The organism is Erythrobacter sp. NFXS35, assembly GCF_040148725.1.
Classification (GTDB): domain Bacteria; phylum Pseudomonadota; class Alphaproteobacteria; order Sphingomonadales; family Sphingomonadaceae; genus Erythrobacter.
This window is the reverse complement of record NZ_JAGDEB010000001.1, coordinates 924851-940274: the sequence shown is the minus strand read 5'-3', so window position 1 is coordinate 940274 and position 15424 is coordinate 924851. Positions and strand designations below refer to the sequence as shown.

The 15424-nt window shown below is 64.0% G+C and carries 17 protein-coding genes; 6 read left to right on the top strand and 11 right to left on the bottom strand.

What is annotated here, in order from left to right:
- Window positions 1-16 precede the first annotated feature (16 nt).
- Both J3454_RS04650 and J3454_RS04645 read left to right on the top strand, forming a co-directional pair.
- Entirely contained in the window at window positions 17-715 is a 699-nt protein-coding gene (locus J3454_RS04650; RefSeq protein WP_502878571.1) for an ABC transporter ATP-binding protein, read from the top strand.
- A complete protein-coding gene (locus tag J3454_RS04645; protein ID WP_349512577.1) occupies window positions 715-1911 on the top strand; it encodes an ABC transporter permease in 1197 nt (398 codons plus the stop codon). The genes J3454_RS04650 and J3454_RS04645 overlap by 1 nt, the downstream gene beginning before the upstream one ends.
- Window positions 1912-2127: 216 nt before the next feature.
- On the opposite strand, the gene J3454_RS04640 is transcribed toward J3454_RS04645, so the two are convergent.
- The 4 genes from J3454_RS04640 to fmt form a co-directional block, all read right to left on the bottom strand.
- Window positions 2128-3507, bottom strand: coding sequence for a glycoside hydrolase family protein (locus tag J3454_RS04640; RefSeq protein WP_349512576.1), 1380 nt, complete (start codon window positions 3505-3507; stop codon window positions 2128-2130).
- A 155-nt stretch (window positions 3508-3662) separates the two neighbouring features.
- Entirely contained in the window at window positions 3663-4775 is a 1113-nt protein-coding gene (locus J3454_RS04635) for a zinc-binding dehydrogenase (RefSeq protein WP_349512575.1), read from the bottom strand.
- 111 nt (window positions 4776-4886) lie between these two features.
- Entirely contained in the window at window positions 4887-5639 is a 753-nt protein-coding gene (gene truA / locus J3454_RS04630; RefSeq protein WP_349512574.1) for a tRNA pseudouridine(38-40) synthase TruA, read from the bottom strand.
- The gene (fmt, locus tag J3454_RS04625) at window positions 5636-6595 is read right to left on the bottom strand and encodes a methionyl-tRNA formyltransferase (protein ID WP_349512573.1); all 960 of its coding nucleotides are present in this window, start codon (window positions 6593-6595) and stop codon (window positions 5636-5638) included. The genes truA and fmt overlap by 4 nt, the downstream gene beginning before the upstream one ends.
- A 53-nt stretch (window positions 6596-6648) precedes the next feature.
- Here fmt and recR point away from each other — a divergent pair, with 53 nt between their 5' ends.
- The 4 genes from recR to J3454_RS04605 all read left to right on the top strand — a co-directional run bounded on the left by recR (window position 6649) and on the right by J3454_RS04605 (window position 10039).
- Window positions 6649-7245, top strand: coding sequence for a recombination mediator RecR (recR, locus tag J3454_RS04620; RefSeq protein ID WP_349512572.1), 597 nt, complete (start codon window positions 6649-6651; stop codon window positions 7243-7245).
- A gap of 110 nt (window positions 7246-7355) precedes the next feature.
- Window positions 7356-7928, top strand: coding sequence for a peptide deformylase (locus J3454_RS04615; RefSeq protein WP_349512571.1), 573 nt, complete (start codon window positions 7356-7358; stop codon window positions 7926-7928).
- A 131-nt stretch (window positions 7929-8059) separates the two neighbouring features.
- The gene (locus tag J3454_RS04610; RefSeq protein ID WP_349512570.1) at window positions 8060-8494 is read left to right on the top strand and encodes a DUF1622 domain-containing protein; all 435 of its coding nucleotides are present in this window, start codon (window positions 8060-8062) and stop codon (window positions 8492-8494) included.
- A gap of 72 nt (window positions 8495-8566) precedes the next feature.
- The gene (locus tag J3454_RS04605; protein WP_349512569.1) at window positions 8567-10039 is read left to right on the top strand and encodes a DNA recombination protein RmuC; all 1473 of its coding nucleotides are present in this window, start codon (window positions 8567-8569) and stop codon (window positions 10037-10039) included.
- 3 nt (window positions 10040-10042) lie between these two features.
- On the opposite strand, the gene J3454_RS04600 is transcribed toward J3454_RS04605, so the two are convergent.
- The 7 genes from J3454_RS04600 to J3454_RS04570 form a co-directional block, all read right to left on the bottom strand.
- The gene (locus J3454_RS04600; protein WP_349512568.1) at window positions 10043-10843 is read right to left on the bottom strand and encodes a TrmH family RNA methyltransferase; all 801 of its coding nucleotides are present in this window, start codon (window positions 10841-10843) and stop codon (window positions 10043-10045) included.
- 33 nt (window positions 10844-10876) lie between these two features.
- On the bottom strand, window positions 10877-11155 hold the full coding sequence (locus J3454_RS04595) for an HPr family phosphocarrier protein (RefSeq protein WP_349512567.1): 279 nt from the start codon (window positions 11153-11155) through the stop codon (window positions 10877-10879).
- An 11-nt stretch (window positions 11156-11166) separates the two neighbouring features.
- A complete protein-coding gene (locus tag J3454_RS04590) occupies window positions 11167-11592 on the bottom strand; it encodes a PTS sugar transporter subunit IIA (RefSeq protein WP_349512566.1) in 426 nt (141 codons plus the stop codon).
- Between the two features lie 92 nt (window positions 11593-11684).
- Window positions 11685-12611, bottom strand: coding sequence for an RNase adapter RapZ (gene rapZ / locus J3454_RS04585; RefSeq protein ID WP_349512565.1), 927 nt, complete (start codon window positions 12609-12611; stop codon window positions 11685-11687).
- Window positions 12608-13096 (bottom strand): HPr kinase/phosphorylase, encoded by a 489-nt coding sequence (locus tag J3454_RS04580; RefSeq protein ID WP_349512564.1) that lies wholly within the window; start codon window positions 13094-13096, stop codon window positions 12608-12610. The genes rapZ and J3454_RS04580 overlap by 4 nt, the downstream gene beginning before the upstream one ends.
- A complete protein-coding gene (locus J3454_RS04575; protein ID WP_349512563.1) occupies window positions 13093-14652 on the bottom strand; it encodes a sensor histidine kinase in 1560 nt (519 codons plus the stop codon). The genes J3454_RS04580 and J3454_RS04575 overlap by 4 nt, the downstream gene beginning before the upstream one ends.
- Window positions 14645-15352: a response regulator transcription factor gene (locus J3454_RS04570; protein ID WP_349513138.1), complete on the bottom strand. Its 708-nt coding sequence runs from the start codon at window positions 15350-15352 to the stop codon at window positions 14645-14647. Before J3454_RS04570 ends, J3454_RS04575 begins: the two co-directional genes overlap by 8 nt.
- Window positions 15353-15424 lie beyond the last annotated feature (72 nt).

Here is a 15424-nt window from a genome sequence, read left to right as displayed (position 1 = left end):
AGAACCGCTGATCGCGATGAAGGGTATTACCAAGACCTTCGGCAGCGGAGCTGCCGCCTTTCAGGCGTTGAAGGGAATCGACCTTAGCATCGCGCGCGGCGAGTTTGTGGCGATCATGGGGCCGTCAGGCTCCGGCAAATCGACCACGATGAATATTCTCGGTTGCCTCGACGTCCCGACTGGCGGCGTGTTCCGGTTCCGCGGGGTCGAAGTGCAGAAACTCGACCGCGACCAGCGTAGCCTGCTGCGCCGCCGCTATCTCGGCTTCGTGTTTCAGGGCTTCAACCTGCTGGCGCGCACCACTGCGCTCGAGAATGTCGAACTGCCGCTGCTCTATCGCGGCGAAAAGAAGGCGCAGCGGCGCGAAGCGGCAATGCGCGCGCTCGATCAGGTCGGACTGGTGCCGTGGGCGAGCCACACACCTGCCGAACTTTCGGGCGGCCAGCAGCAACGCGTCGCCATCGCGCGGGCGCTGGTGACGCAGCCCGACGTGCTGCTCGCCGACGAACCGACCGGTAACCTCGACAGCGAGCGCTCGGTCGAGATAATGCAGCTGCTTCAGCGGCTCAACGGCGAAGGCATTACCGTGCTGATGGTCACGCACGAGGAGGAGATGGCCGCCTTCGCCAAAACCATCGTACGGTTTCGCGACGGGGTGGTCGAACGGATCGAGCGCGGTGTGCATAGCCACGCCGAAGACGGGGCGCCCGCCTGATGCTGGGATCGACGCTCCTGCTGGCGCTGCGCGAAATCCGCCGCCATATCCTGCGCTCGATCCTGACGACGCTGGGCATCATCATCGGGGTCGCGGCGGTGGTGACGATGGTGACGCTCGGCAACGGTGTCACCGCCTCGGTGCAGGAGGAGATTTCCTCGCTCGGCGCGAGCAATTTCATCGTGTTCCCGGTGCGCACCGATCGCGGTACGATCCGCCCATTTGACGAGGCCGATGTGCGCGCGGTCGAACAGCAGATTGCCGGGGTGACTATTGCAGCCGGTAATGTCGCCGCGAACGCCACCGCGTTCTATAACGGGCAGGACTGGGACACGCGGGTGCAGGGCGTGAGCAATTCGTTCTTCGCGGCGCAATCGATCGAGATCGAGCAGGGCCGGCCGTTCACGAGGGACGAGGAACTGGCGGGGAAGAATGTCTGCCTGCTAGGCCAGAAGGTGCGCGAGGCGATCTTCGTGCCGGGCACCAGCCCGGTGGGCGCACGCATGCGGATCGGCGATGTTTCGTGCATGGTCATCGGCGTGGTGGAGGAACGCGGGCAAGGCGGGGGCGGCGCGGATGACGACGATGCGGTCTACATGCCGATCAAGAACGTGCAACGGCGGTTCCGCGGCAATGACAACCTCGATTTCTTTGTGGCCAAATATGATGCCGCTTATGCGCCCGCCGTGATCCAGACCTCGCTGGTGGACCTGCTACGCGAGCGGCGCTTGCTGCAAGGCGCGCAGCCCAATGATTTCAACGTGATTGATACAGCCCAGGTCAATCAGGCGCTGGGCGCGGTTACGGGCGCGCTCACCGCGATGGTGGCGGTGATCGCCTCGATCAGCCTGCTGGTGGGCGGGATCGGGATCATGAACATCATGCTGGTTTCAGTGACAGAACGCACCCGCGAGATCGGCATCCGGTTGGCGATCGGCGCGTTGGCGCGCGAAGTGCGGTTGCAGTTCCTGACAGAGGCGGTGGTGCTGTGCGCGTTGGGCGGATTGGCCGGCATCGGGCTGGGCTTCCTCGCCTCGGTCGGGCTCGCGGCGGTGATCGACGTGCCGTTCGTGTTCGATCCGTTCATCAATATCGTCAGCTTCCTGTTCGCGGCCGGCATGGGCATCGTGTTCGGCTATTACCCCGCCAGCCGCGCATCGAAGCTCGATCCGATCGACGCCTTGCGGCACGAATAGGCATTGGCGGTAGCCAGCAAATGCTTACTTTGAGCCGTTGCCAGTGATCGAGCATGATCCCAAAACCTGCCCTGCAGCTTCGTTGGGCTGTTAACTGGAAGTGGAAGTGGAAGTTCCGGTGTCGATCCCGGATCCTTCAGTCAAGTTGAAGTGGGTTTCCAGCCCAGCTGTTCTGGAAGGTGGAAGGAAAATAACGTTCTTCTCAGCTTGCGACGGTCAAATCAGGGACAGCTCGAAAGACGAAGTGGCTGGCAGGGCGCTGGCCTGCTGAACGAGTAGGGCCAGTGGTGGGCTGATGGGTAGGCCGCGGGCCGCAAGTGCAGTGGCTAAGTGATCGACAAGAAAGTTGATGTCGATATGCGTCGCGATTTTCCAAAGCCGATTTTCTCCAAGTAGCGCTTCGCCGATAATCAGTGCTTCGCTGGCAAGCAATTCTTCAGTGTTGGAAGAACCAAAAAGCACAATTTGCGCCGCAAGATTATCAAGACCGCGCCTGAGACTGTCTTCCATGACAGTTCGCATCGGGTCATTTGCAACCGCGAGGGCCTGCAGAAGTTCGAGGCCATGCCGCAGAATAATGGAATGGTATTCAATGCGGGCATTGTGCGGATCAAACCATCGTCCGCTGTTCAGCTGTGTCGGCAGAACCACATAGCGGAAGATATCTTTTGCGCCTTCAAGCCACTTTTGATCGCCAGTAACTCGGAACAAGCGTGCAAACAAAAAAGCACTCAACGTGTTATAGTTAATGTTGATTACGAAGGGCCTTGGCAAAGCCCATTCGCCGGCTCGTAAAGCTGCCTCAACGTAATCTTGTCGCGGCGCCACCTCATTGGCCAACAGCAATGTTGTCCCGATGATCGCGTTGTCGAACTCTAATCCCCCCTTATTCAGATCATCGATGATCCAACCTTTGTGAGTTAATTCATTTCCCGATGCGCGCTGTTTCCTGACGAGATCGGCGGCCTCGCGTGCGACACCAGAACCGCCTTCCGCGATGTAAGGGTAGCCGAACACGCCATTCGGCGCCTGCACTGATATGGCATAGTCGAGTGCCTTGGTCGCCTCCTGTAGAAAAAGGCCGTCTTGCCCTTGGCCCGCCAAATGGAGCCTGATCATGGCTTCGGCAGCCCTACCGGTAATACGCAAACGCGTTGTAGGACTCGTGGATCGCTGCTTGGGATCGCGCCACGGGCCGCGCGCAGCGAAGGCTTCGTAATCCTTGGTGACAAGATTGGTTACGTATCTGATATCCGGTGCCGAAAATTTGATCGGCCTGCCATACGGAGGAAGCACTTCAGGCGTACCACGATAGCGTCCTAATGCGTTGATGACGATGCCGACCTTGCGTTCGATCAAGGCGAGATCTCGCTCTCGCATTGCAGCAGCCGCTTGCTGCATGATCGGTGCCAACTCCCGCTGCGTCGATGGCAAGATCGGCCCCGGCCAATAGGCGGGATCAAAAGGCCTGAGCGCTAATTCCAAATCAGGTGAGACGAGCCCGTCAGGTCTAGCTTCGTCGACCGCACACGAAACCGTAGGCAATAGGGGAACAAGCGCGGCTGCCAGTGATTGACGGCGAGTCAGCTTCATCATTGCGTCTCCAATTTCCTGTCAACACAAATCCTGAATTAGCCCTTCGCTCAATCCATCTATTTTTTGCACGGCGTTATCTGCCAACCACCCGATAGCTGTCATTCAAGCCACCGGTGCAATGGCGGCCCCCGTCAGCGCGGGGGCTCGCGCATTAGTTACCCCCAGGGTGTGACCAGATACTTCTCGCCGGTCTTCATCTGGCGATAATCGCAGATCGCGTCCTTCTCCAGCATCCCTTCGAGGCTGACCTTGGCCTTGTAATGCGAGGCAAAGGTGGTTGTCAGATTCTGCTGCACCCGCGTGCGCATCCGCACCACGGTTTCCATGCCTGCGCGCTGGAGGAACGGGGTCAGCAGCCAGCCCGAAATGCTCCATTGCAACCCGTAGGACGGCGTCAGGATGGTGGGCGACAGGTCGAGCCGCCCGTACATGTACATCTTCTTGTCTTGGTTCGATCCATAGCGCGAAAACTCGTCCATCTGGGATGCGGCGACCTGTTCCATCGCCTTCAGCACGCCGTCGCTGGCCTGCCCGCCGCCGATCGGATCGAAGCCGAGGAACGCACCGGTTTCCTTAATCGCGGCGCGCAGATCGGCCATGTAGGTCGGGGCCGAGGAGTTCACCACGTGGGTCGCGCCCTGCGATTTGAGCAGTTCCATATGCTCGTCCTTGCGCACGATGTTGACCAGCTTCATGCCGTCTTCCACGCAGATGCGGTTGAGCATCTGGCCGAGGTTCGATGCCGCGGCGAGGTGGATGATCGCATCATGGCCTTCCATCTTGGCGGTCTCGACAAAACCCAGCGCGGTCATCGGGTTGACGAAGCTCGACGCGCCTTCCTCAGCTGAATTATCGCCCAGCGGGATGCACATCATCGCCTCGGCAATGGCATACTGGCTGAAGGCATGGCCCGGAACGCAGGCGACCCGCGCGCCCATCAGCGCCTTCGCCATGTCGCTGTCGCCGGTGGCGATCACCGTGCCTGCGCCTTCGTTACCGGCGGGCAGGCGCTGGCCGTGGCGGCCCTTCTGGCCTGACAGGAAGGGTTCGGGCATCGTCGCGACGACCTTGCCCGGGGTGTATTCGGCAGTCTCGAAATCGGCGGCGCTGGTGAGGATCGCGAGATCCGACGGGTTGATCGGCGCGGCCTCCATCTTGACCAGCACCTGATTGCCGGTGGGCGCGGGGAACTGGCTTTCCGCCACCTCCAGCGTCAGCTTGCCGTCGGCGGTGAGGGTAGTGAAAAGCTGCTTGCCGGTGGTGGTCATTGGGTGTCCTCTCGTGTTTCGTCATTGCGAGGAGCCGAAGGCGACGAGGCAATCGAGCTCCGGAGTGGACTGTCTCGCTACGCCCGCAATGCCGCGATGGCTAGGGTGACGTTACGGCAAGTCGTCCGGATAGCTTGCCTCGACGAAATACAGCCCCTGCGATGGTGCGTTCAGCCCAAGCGCGCTGCGGTCGCGCGCGGCCAGCGCGGCGGCGAGGCGGAGTTCGTCCCATGTGCCGGTGCCGACCAGCTTGAGGCAACCGACCATGCTGCGCACCTGATGGTGGAGAAAGCTGCGTGCGGCGGCGTGGATGTGCACTTCCTCATCCACCCGTTCGACGCTCAGCAGGTCGAGTGTCTTGACCGGATCGGCAGCCTGGCAATTGACCGAACGGAAGGTGGTGAAATCGTGCCGCCCGACCAGCACCTGCGCGGCGCGGTGCATGGCTTTGGCATCGAGCGGGGTCGCCACCTGCCACGCGCGGTTGCGCAGCAGGGCAAGCGGCGCGCGGCGGTTGACGATGCGGTAGAGATAGCGCCGCCCGGTGCAGGAAAAGCGCGCGTGCCAGTCATCCGGCACCACTTCGCAGGCGGTCACCGCGATGGGGTCGGGACGCAAGTGCGCGTTCAGCGCACCCATCAGGCGGAACGGGGCGATGTCCTTTTCCAGATCGACATGGCTGCGCATCCCCAGCGCATGCACGCCCGCATCGGTGCGCCCGGCGCTGTGCAGAGCCGCCTGCTCCCCGGTGATCCGGTGCAGTGCGTTTTCGATGCTCTGCTGCACGCTCGGCCCATTGGACTGGCGTTGCAGCCCACTGAACGGCGTCCCGTCGAACTCCAGGGTGAGCGCGAAGCGGGTCAAGCGAGGATAGCTCCCGCCGCCACCGCCCGCCCGCGCAGGAAGTCGGCGCGCGGCATCGCTGGTTTCCCCGCGCGCTGGAGCATCAGGGGCCGGATTGCGCCTTCTCCGCAGGCGATGGTGAATTCTGGGTCCAGAACTTCGCCAACTTGTGCGCTCCCGCGCAAGCGGGAGCCTCCCGCGTATGGCACGAGGTCCCCGCCTTCGCGGGGAATCGCCACCGTTTCGGCCAGAAGCAGTTTCACCCGTTCATCGCCAAGCTCGAACCAAGCGCCGGGAAAAGGGGCGAGAGCGCGCACTTTGCGTTCGATCACGGCTGCGGGCTCATCCCACTCGATCTTCGCTTCCGCCTTGTCGATTTTGGGGGCGTAGATTGCCGCGCTGTCGTCCTGCGGTTCAGGCAGGAACGCGGCATAATCGGCCAGAACGTCCACCATCGCCGCCGCGCCCAGTGTGGCCAGTTCCTCGGTCAGCGCGCCGGTGGTCTTGCGATCGATCGGCACCGTGATTTTGTGCAGCATCGGCCCGGTATCCAGCCCGGCTTCCATCTGCATGATCGTGACGCCGGTCTCGTCATCACCCGCCATCACTGCGCGGTGGATCGGCGCCGCCCCGCGCCAGCGCGGCAGCAGGCTGGCGTGGATGTTGAGACAGCCATGCGCTGGCGCATCCAGCACCGCTCGCGGCAGGATCAACCCGTAAGCCGCCACCACCGCGACATCGGCGTTCAACGCCGCGAACTCCGCCTGCTCGGTCGCGCCTTTCAGCGACTTGGGCGAGCGAACCGCCAGCCCCAACGCCTCTGCCGCCAACTGCACTGGCGCAGCGCGCAATTGCTTGCCCCGGCCTGCCGGGCGCGGCGGCTGGGTGTAGACGCAGGCGATATCGTGCCCTGCTGCGTGCAGCGTCCGCAGCGCCGGCACCGCGAAATCGGGCGTTCCCATGAAGATGATGCGCATAAGCCTTGCCCGCAGCCTTTGTTAAGCGAAGCGCAGCCCCTATCTCTCCCCCCATGGCATCGCAAGAGATCGAGGCGTTGAGTTCGGCGCTTGCCCGGTTGCCGGGTCTGGGGCCGCGTTCGGCGCGGCGCGCGGTGCTGTGGCTGGTCAAGCACCGCGAACAGGCATTGCCCGCTCTGCTGGAGGCACTCGCCGCAGTGTCCGAAACGCTGGTCGAATGCCAGACCTGCGGCAATGTCGACACAAGCGACCCCTGCGGCATCTGCACCGATCCGCGCCGCGACGCGCGCAGTCTGTGCGTGGTGGAGGAAGTCGCCGACGTGTGGGCATTGGACCGCGCACGGCTGTTTCCCGGGCGCTATCATGTGCTCGGCGGCCGGCTGTCGGCATTGGACGGGATCGGGCCGGAGGATCTCAATCTCGCCGCATTGCTCGCCCGCGTCGAAGAGGGCGGGGTGGACGAAGTGGTGCTGGCGATGAACGCGACGCTCGAAGGCCAGACCACCGCGCATTACATCGCCGAGCGGCTCGAAGCCTTCCCGCTGCGAGTGACGCAATTGGCGCATGGCCTGCCCGTGGGGGGCGAGCTGGATTACCTCGACGAAGGCACGCTGGCGCAGGCCTTGCGCGCGCGGCGGCCGGTTGGCTGATATCTTCGTGATCTCCTGCGAAAGCAGGAGTCCTTCCGCGCGGTGCGTTCCTGCTTTTGCAAGAACGCACGCCAGTTGAACAACCGACGTTCTCCGCCTAAATAGCGCCCATGGCTATCCGCGAAATCCTTGAAGTGCCGGACCCCCGGCTGAAAACCATCTCGACCCCGGTCGAACCGCACGAGTTCGATGCCGATCTGCGCGCGCTGGTCGAAGACATGTTCGAAACGATGTATGATGCCCCCGGCATCGGCCTCGCCGCGATTCAGGTCGGCGTGCCCAAGCGGGTGCTGGTGATCGATCTGCAGCCCGACGATCCCGATGCCGAGCCGGTCGAGTGCAGCCATGACGGCCACAGCCACACGCACCCCGCCACAAAAAAGGAGCCGCGGGTGTTCATCAACCCGGTGATCCTCGTTCCGGCGGACGAGCTTTCGACCTATCAGGAAGGCTGCCTCTCGGTTCCCGAGATCTACGCCGATGTCGAACGCCCGGCGACCTGTAAGGTGCGCTATCAGGATCTGGACGGCACCATTCACGAAGAAGCGCTCGAAGGGCTGATGGCGACCTGCCTGCAGCACGAGATGGACCACCTCGAAGGCATCCTGTTCATCGACCACCTAAGCCGCCTGAAAAAGGCGATGGCGCTGAAGAAGCTCAAGAAAATCCGTCAGGCGGCGTAACTTGTTTGCGAAGGCGCCTCCGCGCCTTCGTCCTCGCTAGACGCGCATCAAAGCTGCGCGCGCTGCGGGCGGGCAGTCGCCCTTGCGGTTCCGCTATGCAAACCGTCTAAGCGCCCTGTGCGGTGGGCCAAATGGAACACGGGCAGCGCCGCGCAGTTAGCCTTGCCATGATCAGCGATGCGACCATGCTCGTCATTGCCGGTTCGGTGGCGAAGGTGTTCGAACTCGCCGGAATCGGCGTCATCATTCTTGGTGCCGTGTATTCTGCGGGACGCTTCGGCTACCGCACGGCCACCGGCGGTAGCGGCACGAAGGCAGGCGAAGACCGCGTCGCCGCTTTCCGCCGCATGCTCGGCCGCGCGATCCTGACCGGGCTGGAACTGCTGGTCGCCGCCGATATCATCCGTACCGTGGCCATTGATCCCACGCCGGAAAGCGTGGCTGTGCTGGGCCTGATCGTCCTGATCCGCACCTTCCTCAGCTTCAGTCTGGAGGTTGAGATCGACGGGCGCTGGCCGTGGCAGAAGAAGGCGACGGCCGAAGATAGCGACACTGACAGAGGGTAGTCGGGTCCTGAATCGGGGATATTCCGTGCGCGGGGACTAGCGTTCTCTTTTCGTTCTGTATAGGAAATCCCCATGTATTCCTCGATTCTCCCGCTTGTCGCCCTCATCCTGGGTGCCGTGCTTGGCGGCGCGGCCTGCTGGTTTCTTGCCTCGCGCCCGCTCGCCGACCTGCGCGCACGGCTGGCTGAGGCGGAGCGGGATGGAGCCGGGCTGGAGGCTGAATTCAAGCGCGCCATCGCCGAATTGGGCGAAGCGCGGATCGAGGTTGCGGGGCTGAAGGAGCGGGCAGGGCAGGCGGATGGGCTCTTGACCCGGCTCGATGCGGTGCAGACCGATCGTGCTGCGCTGGCCGAACGGCTCGCCGCGCTCGAAAGCGCTGCGACAGAGCGCGAGAAAGCTTTCACCGAGCAGAAAGCGGCCCTGCTGGGCGCACAGGAAAGCATGCGCAAGGAGTTCGAGAACGCCGGCAGCAAGGTACTCGAAGCGGCGCAGATGACCTTTCTCGAACGGGCCGAGGCGCGCTTTCGCCAGTCCGAGGAGACGGGTGAGGCCAAGCTCAAGGCGCTGCTGTCCCCCGTGGGCGAAAAGCTGGCGAGTTACGAAAAGCAGGTCGCCGATCTGGAGGCCAAACGCACCGACGCGTTTGGACAGCTTACCGGCGTGATCCAGTCGATGCGCGAAGGGCAAGAGGAAATCCGCAAAGAAGCGAGGCGGCTCGGCAATTCGCTCACCAACGCGCCCAAGGCGCGCGGGCGCTGGGGCGAACGGGCGTTGCAGAACGTGCTCGAACAATGCGGACTTGCCGAACACACCGATTTCCATCTCGAACAATCGCTCGACACCGATGAAGGACGCTTGCGCCCCGATGCGATTGTCAATGTTCCGGGGCAGAAGAAGCTGGTGATCGATGCCAAAGTGTCATTGAACGCCTATCAGGCCGCTTTCGAGGCCGATGACGATGGCGAGCGCAAGCGGCACCTCGATCTCCACGCCAAGTCCATGCGCAACCATGTGCAAACGCTGGGATCGAAAAGCTACCAGAGCCAGTTCGATGATGCGCCCGATTACGTCGTGATGTTCGTACCGGGCGAGCACTTCGTTGCCGCAGCGCTCGAACATGATCCTGAATTGTGGGATTTTGCGTTCCGTAACAAGGTTTTGCTGGCGACCCCGACCAATCTTGTCGCCATTGCGCGCACGGTGGCGCAGGTGTGGCGGCAGGACAAGATGGCGTCCGAAGCGGCGGAAATCGGCCGGATGGGCGCGGAATTGTATGGCCGGCTCGAAGTTGCCGCGCAGCATCTCAAACGCGTGGGCGGCGGGCTCGAAACTGCGGTCAACAACTATAACAAGTTCGTGGGCAGCTTTGAACGCAATGTGCTGTCGTCCGGGCGGCGGCTCGCCGAAAAGGGCGTCGACATCGGCAAGCGTGAAATCGAAGATGTGCCGCTGGTCGAAAGCGCCCCACGCTATAACGCGGGTGATACGGACGGAGTGGATGCGGAATATCCGGCGCTGGAAGGACGTAAGGACGCGGCGGAGTAGCGGCTACCGCTCGACCCCTGCCAGCACCTCGTAGGCCAGCACCGCGCCCGCCACTGCCGCATTCAGAGAATCCGCCCGCCCTCGCATCGGCATCGTCACCCTGAGATCGCACGCCGCCTCGTACTCCTCAGGAAGCCCCTGGGATTCGTTGCCGACCAGGATGTAGCAAGGCGCGGCGTAATCCGCCCCGCGATAGGGCACCGCATCGCGCAGGCTTGCCGCAACCAATTGGCCCGTTCCGCCGCGCAGCCACGGCAGGAATTCCTCCCACCTCGCCTGCGCCAGCCCGACGGTGAATACCGCCCCCATACTCGCGCGCACTGCTTCGGCGCTGAAGGGATCGGCGCAATCGTCGATCAGGATCAGCCCGCCCGCGCCGACTGCGTCGCAGGTGCGCAGCATCGTGCCGAGGTTGCCGGGATCGCGCAAAGCCTGCGCCGCCAGCCAGATCGGCGCGGCGGCCCTGTCGAGCGCTTCCAGCGATGTGTCCCATTCGTCGAACACGCCCGCCACGCTTTGCGCGTTTTCCTTGCCAGTGATTTTGGAGAGGATGTCGGGCGTGGTGGTGATGACCTCGCCGCCCGCCGCCATGACGTCAGCTTCGAGCCGCGCCAGCAGATCATGCGGCGCGCGGGCCTCTGCCATCACGAGTGTCTGCGGCAGGCGGTCCGTACTGCGCGCATCCTCGAGCAGCCGAAGCCCCTCGACCAGGAACTGTCCGGCGCGCTTGCGATGCTTTTTGTCACGCAAGGACCGGAGATGTTTGACGGTCGGATTGGAGAAACCGGTGATGTGCCTGCGCATGGGCCAAGCTGCTGACGGTTTGCGCTGCCCGCGTCAATCCTCGCCAAAACCGGATTCGACCAGCGCTGCCAGTTCCGCCAGGACCGCGTCCGCGTTTTCGCCCTCGACCAGCACTTCAATCACGTCGCCCTTGGCCGCGCCCAGCATCATCAGACCGAGGATCGATCCGCCCACTGCGCTGTTGGGCGCCTTGCTAACTGTCACTGCCACCCCTTCGGGCAGTGCGGCGACCGCGCCGACGAACTTGGCGCTCGCCCGGGCGTGCAGCCCGCGGCGGTTGACGATGGTAATGGTCTTGCGTGCCTCCCCCACGGCGGCTCCTTTCAGGCTTTCGCCCGCGCCGGACTGGTGTCCTGACCGAGCAGCTCGCTGGCGACGGTGATGTAATTGCGTCCGGCGGTCTGGGCTGCGGCGACGGCGGCGGTGACATCCATCACCTTGCGCGCGCCGGCAAGGCGGATCAGCATCGGCAGGTTTATCCCCGCGATCACTTCGACCCTGCCGGCATCGAGCAGCGATATCGCGAGGTTCGACGGCGTGCCGCCGAACAGATCGGTAAGGATGATGACGCCGCTGCCGCTGTCGACCGTCTCGATCGCCAGAGCAATGTCGGCGCGGCGCTGTTCCATGTCGTCATTGGGGCCGATGCACACGGTGACGATCCCGTCCTGCGGGCCGACAACATGCTCCATCGCCTCGACGAACTGGTCCGCGAGCCGACCGTGAGTAACCAGGATCAAACCGATCATGAGTGAATTAGCGTCCGTTAACTGCCCGCACGCGGCGAGGCTTACGCGTTTCAACTAAGCTGGACAATGCCATGTCTGCCCTGAACCGCGCCTTAGCGTCGATCGCGTTCGATTTCATCCGCCACACGCGACCCCAGATTGCGGTGCCGGACAGTGGGCGAAAATCCGGCGGCACGCAAGCCTTCCGCCATGCGCTCGGCTGTGTAGACCGAACGGTGTCTCCCTCCGGTACAGCCGAAAGCGACATGGACATAGGGCTTGCCCTGCGCCTGATAGCGCGGAAGCAGCATCAGCAGCAGGTCTCGGATGCGCGTGAACGCTTCGTCGAACGCGGGATCGCGCTCGATATGCGCGCCGACGGCGGCGTCCTGTCCGGTGAGGTCGCGCAAGGCCGGATCCCAGTGCGGATTGTCGAGAAAGCGCATGTCGAACACGAGATCGGCGAGCGGCGGCATCCCGCGGGCAAAGCCGAAGCTGGACAGTGTCAGCGTGATCGCGCTGTCGCTGCTGGCAGGGGCGAACAGCTGGCGCACCTGGGTCTGCAGGTCGTTGCTGGTCATGGCCGAGGTATCGATCATGATCTCGGCCCAGCGCCGCAGCGGCTCGAGCAGTTCGCGCTCGGCAGCGATGCCTTCCATCACCGGGCGTCCGGCGGCCATTGGATGACGGCGGCGGGTCTCGTTATAGCGCCGCTCAAGCTCGCCGCCCGAGCAATCCATGAACACGAAGGTGAGCGCAATGTCATCCCGCGCGGCCAGTTCCTTGACCAGCGCGATGATGTCAGCGGGAACGAAGCCGCGGGTGCGCGAATCGAACCCGATCGCGAGCGGCCCGCGCGCCTCGTCCGGCATGGCGACCAGCCGGTTGAGCAGCCGCACCGGGAAATTGTCGATCGTCTCCCAGCCGAGATCCTCCAGCACGGCAAGCGCGGTCGATTTGCCTGCGCCCGCAAGTCCGGTGACCAGAAGCACGCGGCGCGGCGCGGGTGAGGGATCTGCGGGCGCGTTCATGGCCGTCATTCTCGCTCTGATTGCGCGGTAAGGGAAGGCGAATGTTCGGACAGGCCGTGGAGCGCGAGCGCCCATTCAGCGCGTTGCGCCGGGGCGATAGTGCCGGGGTCCAAGTGCAAGACCGGCAACGCCACCCCGCCGATTATGCGGCGCTGCAGGGGTGTTTGGGGCAGGCGTTCGCCCGGCGCTCCGCCCAGTTCCAGAACCAGCGCTGCCATCGCGGGCGCGGCGACGCGCATCTGCACGAGCCCGATGCCGCGCAATTCGAGCATGCCTGCGATGTTGGGCGGCGGGCTGGCGATCAGCTGTTTCCCCGCCCGTGTCAGGTTCAGCGTCAGCGTCACCGCATCGTCGCCGATCAGCGCCGCTCCGCGGTCGATCAAGGCCAGCGCAAGGCTTGACTTGCCGCAGCCCGGCGGCCCTTCGATCAGCAGCGCTCGCCCGCCGATCGCGACGGCGCTGGCACGATGGACGAGGGAGCTGACCGGGCTCATGTCGCCGCCGGCAGCCGCAGCTTTAGGCACGCACCGGGTTTGCCATCGCCGCGCGGATGGGCGGTAAGCGTGCCATCCAGCGCCTCGGCAATGGCGCGCGCGATGGCGAGTCCGAGGCCGGAGTGGTTGCCGAAATCCTCTTCGTCGGGCCGCACCGAATGGAACCGCTGGAACACCTTCTCGCGCGATTCTTCGGGTATGCCCGGCCCGTGATCGCATACGGTCAGCGTTACCCAAGTGCCGTCGTTGTCAATGGCCACTTCAATCGGTGCATCGGGCGGGGAGAAGGATACGGCATTGTCGAGCAGATTTTCGACCACGCGTTCCAGCCGCGCGCCCACGCCGCGCACGCGGGCGGCAAACCCGCGGGCCGAAAGAGCGATGGCGCGGCCTTCATTCAGGGCGCGGTGTTCGCGCCCGCCGATGATCGCGCGGACAAGATCGCCAAGATCGATCGTCTCCAGCGTCGCGCGGCTCATTTCCGCATCGATCCGGCTGGCATCGGAGATTTCGGACACCAGCCGGTCGATCCGACGCACGTCGTGGGTGGCGATCTGAATCAGTTCTTCCTTCAGCGCGGGGTCCTGCACGCGGGGCAGCGACTCGATTGCGCTGCGCAAGCTGGCCAGCGGGTTCTTGATCTCGTGCGCGACATCTGCGGCGAAACTGTCGACCGCGTCGATCCGTAGGCGCAACGCTCCGGTCATGTCCGATACTGCGCGGGCGAGCAGGCCAATCTCGTCGCTGCGCTGGGGCAGGCGCGGCACCTCGACTTCGCGCTCGCGTCCCTGCCGCACCCGCACCGCCGCGCGGGCAAGTTGACGCAGCGGGGTCACGATGGTGCGCGCCAGAAACAGCGACAGCAGCGCCGATGCAGCCAGCACCATCAGCATCGCAAAGCCCAGCGTCGTGCGCGCGGAACGCACGCTTTCGGTGATGTCGACCGCGTTGCGCACCGTCAGCAGGGTTGCCCCGTTGAGACCCACAGGCGCGGCGGCGGTAATCACCGGCGTGCCGTCGCGCCAATCGTACAGCCGCACCTGCGACAGGCCGAGTTCACGAGCGCGGGCAAGTTCGGGCCAGGCATCGGCCTCCTGCGCTTCGGGCTCGATATAGTCTTGGACCGCTTCGGCCGAGACGATGGTGTCCACGGTGCGGTCGAGCCAGCGGGCAAACTTCTGTTCCCAGTCGTCATCGGTGATATCGTTGAACCGGAACGCCGGGTCCGCCAGCGCGAAGCTGTCGGCGGTCAGTCGCCCATCGGCATCGAACATGCGCAGCCGCATCCGCTGTTCCTTGCCGATCTGCACCAGCAGCGCCTCCTGCCGTTCGCGGGTGGCACCGGCCAGCGCCTCGGCGGTGATCTGCGCTTCGATTCGGGCAAGTTTGAAGCGTTCGTTGATCAGCTGGGTGCGGTAGCTATCGAGATAAAGCAGTCCGCCGCCCATGATCGCCAGCGGCAGGATATTGACCACCAGAATACGCGCGGTGAGGGCAAAACGGCCCGTCGCGGTGAGCTGTTCGCCGCCGACCGCGATACGGCGCATCTCAGCCATCGGTGAAGCTGTAGCCGGCGCCGTAAAGCGTATCGATCGCGCCGAATTCGCGATCCACCATCCGGAACTTGCGCCGCATCCGCTTGATGTGACTATCGACCGTACGATCATCAACGAACACGTCGTCAGGGTAGGCGGCGTCCATCAGCTGGTTGCGGCTCTTGATGACGCCGGGACGCACTGCCAGCGCTTCGAGGATCAGGAATTCTGTTACGGTGAGGCTGACCGGCAGGCCGTCCCATGTAATGTGATGGCGGGCCGGGTCCATGAACAATCGCCCGCGGGTCAGGCAGGCCTGCGCCGCTTCGGGCGGACCGATCTCGCCATCGCCGCCCGTTACCGGGTCGGCACGGCGCAGGATGGCGCGGATGCGGGCGATCAGCAGGCGCAGGCTGAACGGCTTGGCGATGTAATCATCCGCGCCCAGTTCCAGCCCCGCTTCCTCGTCGCTTTCGTCGTCCTTGCTGGTGAGAAAGATCACCGGCAACGGCGAATGTTCGCGCAAGCGGCGCAGCAGTTCCATCCCGTCCATCTTGGGCATCTTGATGTCGAACACGGCGAGATCGGGCGGGTTGTCGAGCAAGGCCTTCAGCGCGGTTTCGCCATCGGAATAGAGCCGCGTGGCGAAACCTTCCGATTGCAGCGCGATGGAGACGGTGGTGAGAATGTTACGATCATCGTCCACCAGCGCGATCTGCATTGCGCGCGCGGCAGGCTCGACCGGCACCGCGCCGGATAGGGTCAGATCGGGGGTGCTTTCGGACATGGTGCC

What these genes read in the sequence shown, in the direction of transcription:
- J3454_RS04650 (WP_502878571.1), top strand. Translation starts at nt 17, where the DNA reads ATGAAGGGTATTACCAAGACCTTCGGCAGCGGAGCTGCCGCCTTTCAG.
- J3454_RS04645 (WP_349512577.1), top strand. Translation starts at nt 715, where the DNA reads ATGCTGGGATCGACGCTCCTGCTGGCGCTGCGCGAAATCCGCCGCCAT.
- J3454_RS04640 (WP_349512576.1), bottom strand. Translation starts at nt 3,507, where the DNA reads ATGATGAAGCTGACTCGCCGTCAATCACTGGCAGCCGCGCTTGTTCCC.
- J3454_RS04635 (WP_349512575.1), bottom strand. Translation starts at nt 4,775, where the DNA reads ATGACCACCACCGGCAAGCAGCTTTTCACTACCCTCACCGCCGACGGC.
- fmt (WP_349512573.1), bottom strand. Translation starts at nt 6,595, where the DNA reads ATGCGCATCATCTTCATGGGAACGCCCGATTTCGCGGTGCCGGCGCTG.
- recR (WP_349512572.1), top strand. Translation starts at nt 6,649, where the DNA reads ATGGCATCGCAAGAGATCGAGGCGTTGAGTTCGGCGCTTGCCCGGTTG.
- J3454_RS04615 (WP_349512571.1), top strand. Translation starts at nt 7,356, where the DNA reads ATGGCTATCCGCGAAATCCTTGAAGTGCCGGACCCCCGGCTGAAAACC.
- J3454_RS04610 (WP_349512570.1), top strand. Translation starts at nt 8,060, where the DNA reads ATGGAACACGGGCAGCGCCGCGCAGTTAGCCTTGCCATGATCAGCGAT.
- J3454_RS04605 (WP_349512569.1), top strand. Translation starts at nt 8,567, where the DNA reads ATGTATTCCTCGATTCTCCCGCTTGTCGCCCTCATCCTGGGTGCCGTG.
- J3454_RS04600 (WP_349512568.1), bottom strand. Translation starts at nt 10,843, where the DNA reads ATGCGCAGGCACATCACCGGTTTCTCCAATCCGACCGTCAAACATCTC.
- J3454_RS04590 (WP_349512566.1), bottom strand. Translation starts at nt 11,592, where the DNA reads ATGATCGGTTTGATCCTGGTTACTCACGGTCGGCTCGCGGACCAGTTC.
- rapZ (WP_349512565.1), bottom strand. Translation starts at nt 12,611, where the DNA reads ATGACGGCCATGAACGCGCCCGCAGATCCCTCACCCGCGCCGCGCCGC.
- J3454_RS04580 (WP_349512564.1), bottom strand. Translation starts at nt 13,096, where the DNA reads ATGAGCCCGGTCAGCTCCCTCGTCCATCGTGCCAGCGCCGTCGCGATC.
- J3454_RS04575 (WP_349512563.1), bottom strand. Translation starts at nt 14,652, where the DNA reads ATGGCTGAGATGCGCCGTATCGCGGTCGGCGGCGAACAGCTCACCGCG.
- J3454_RS04570 (WP_349513138.1), bottom strand. Translation starts at nt 15,352, where the DNA reads ATGCAGATCGCGCTGGTGGACGATGATCGTAACATTCTCACCACCGTC.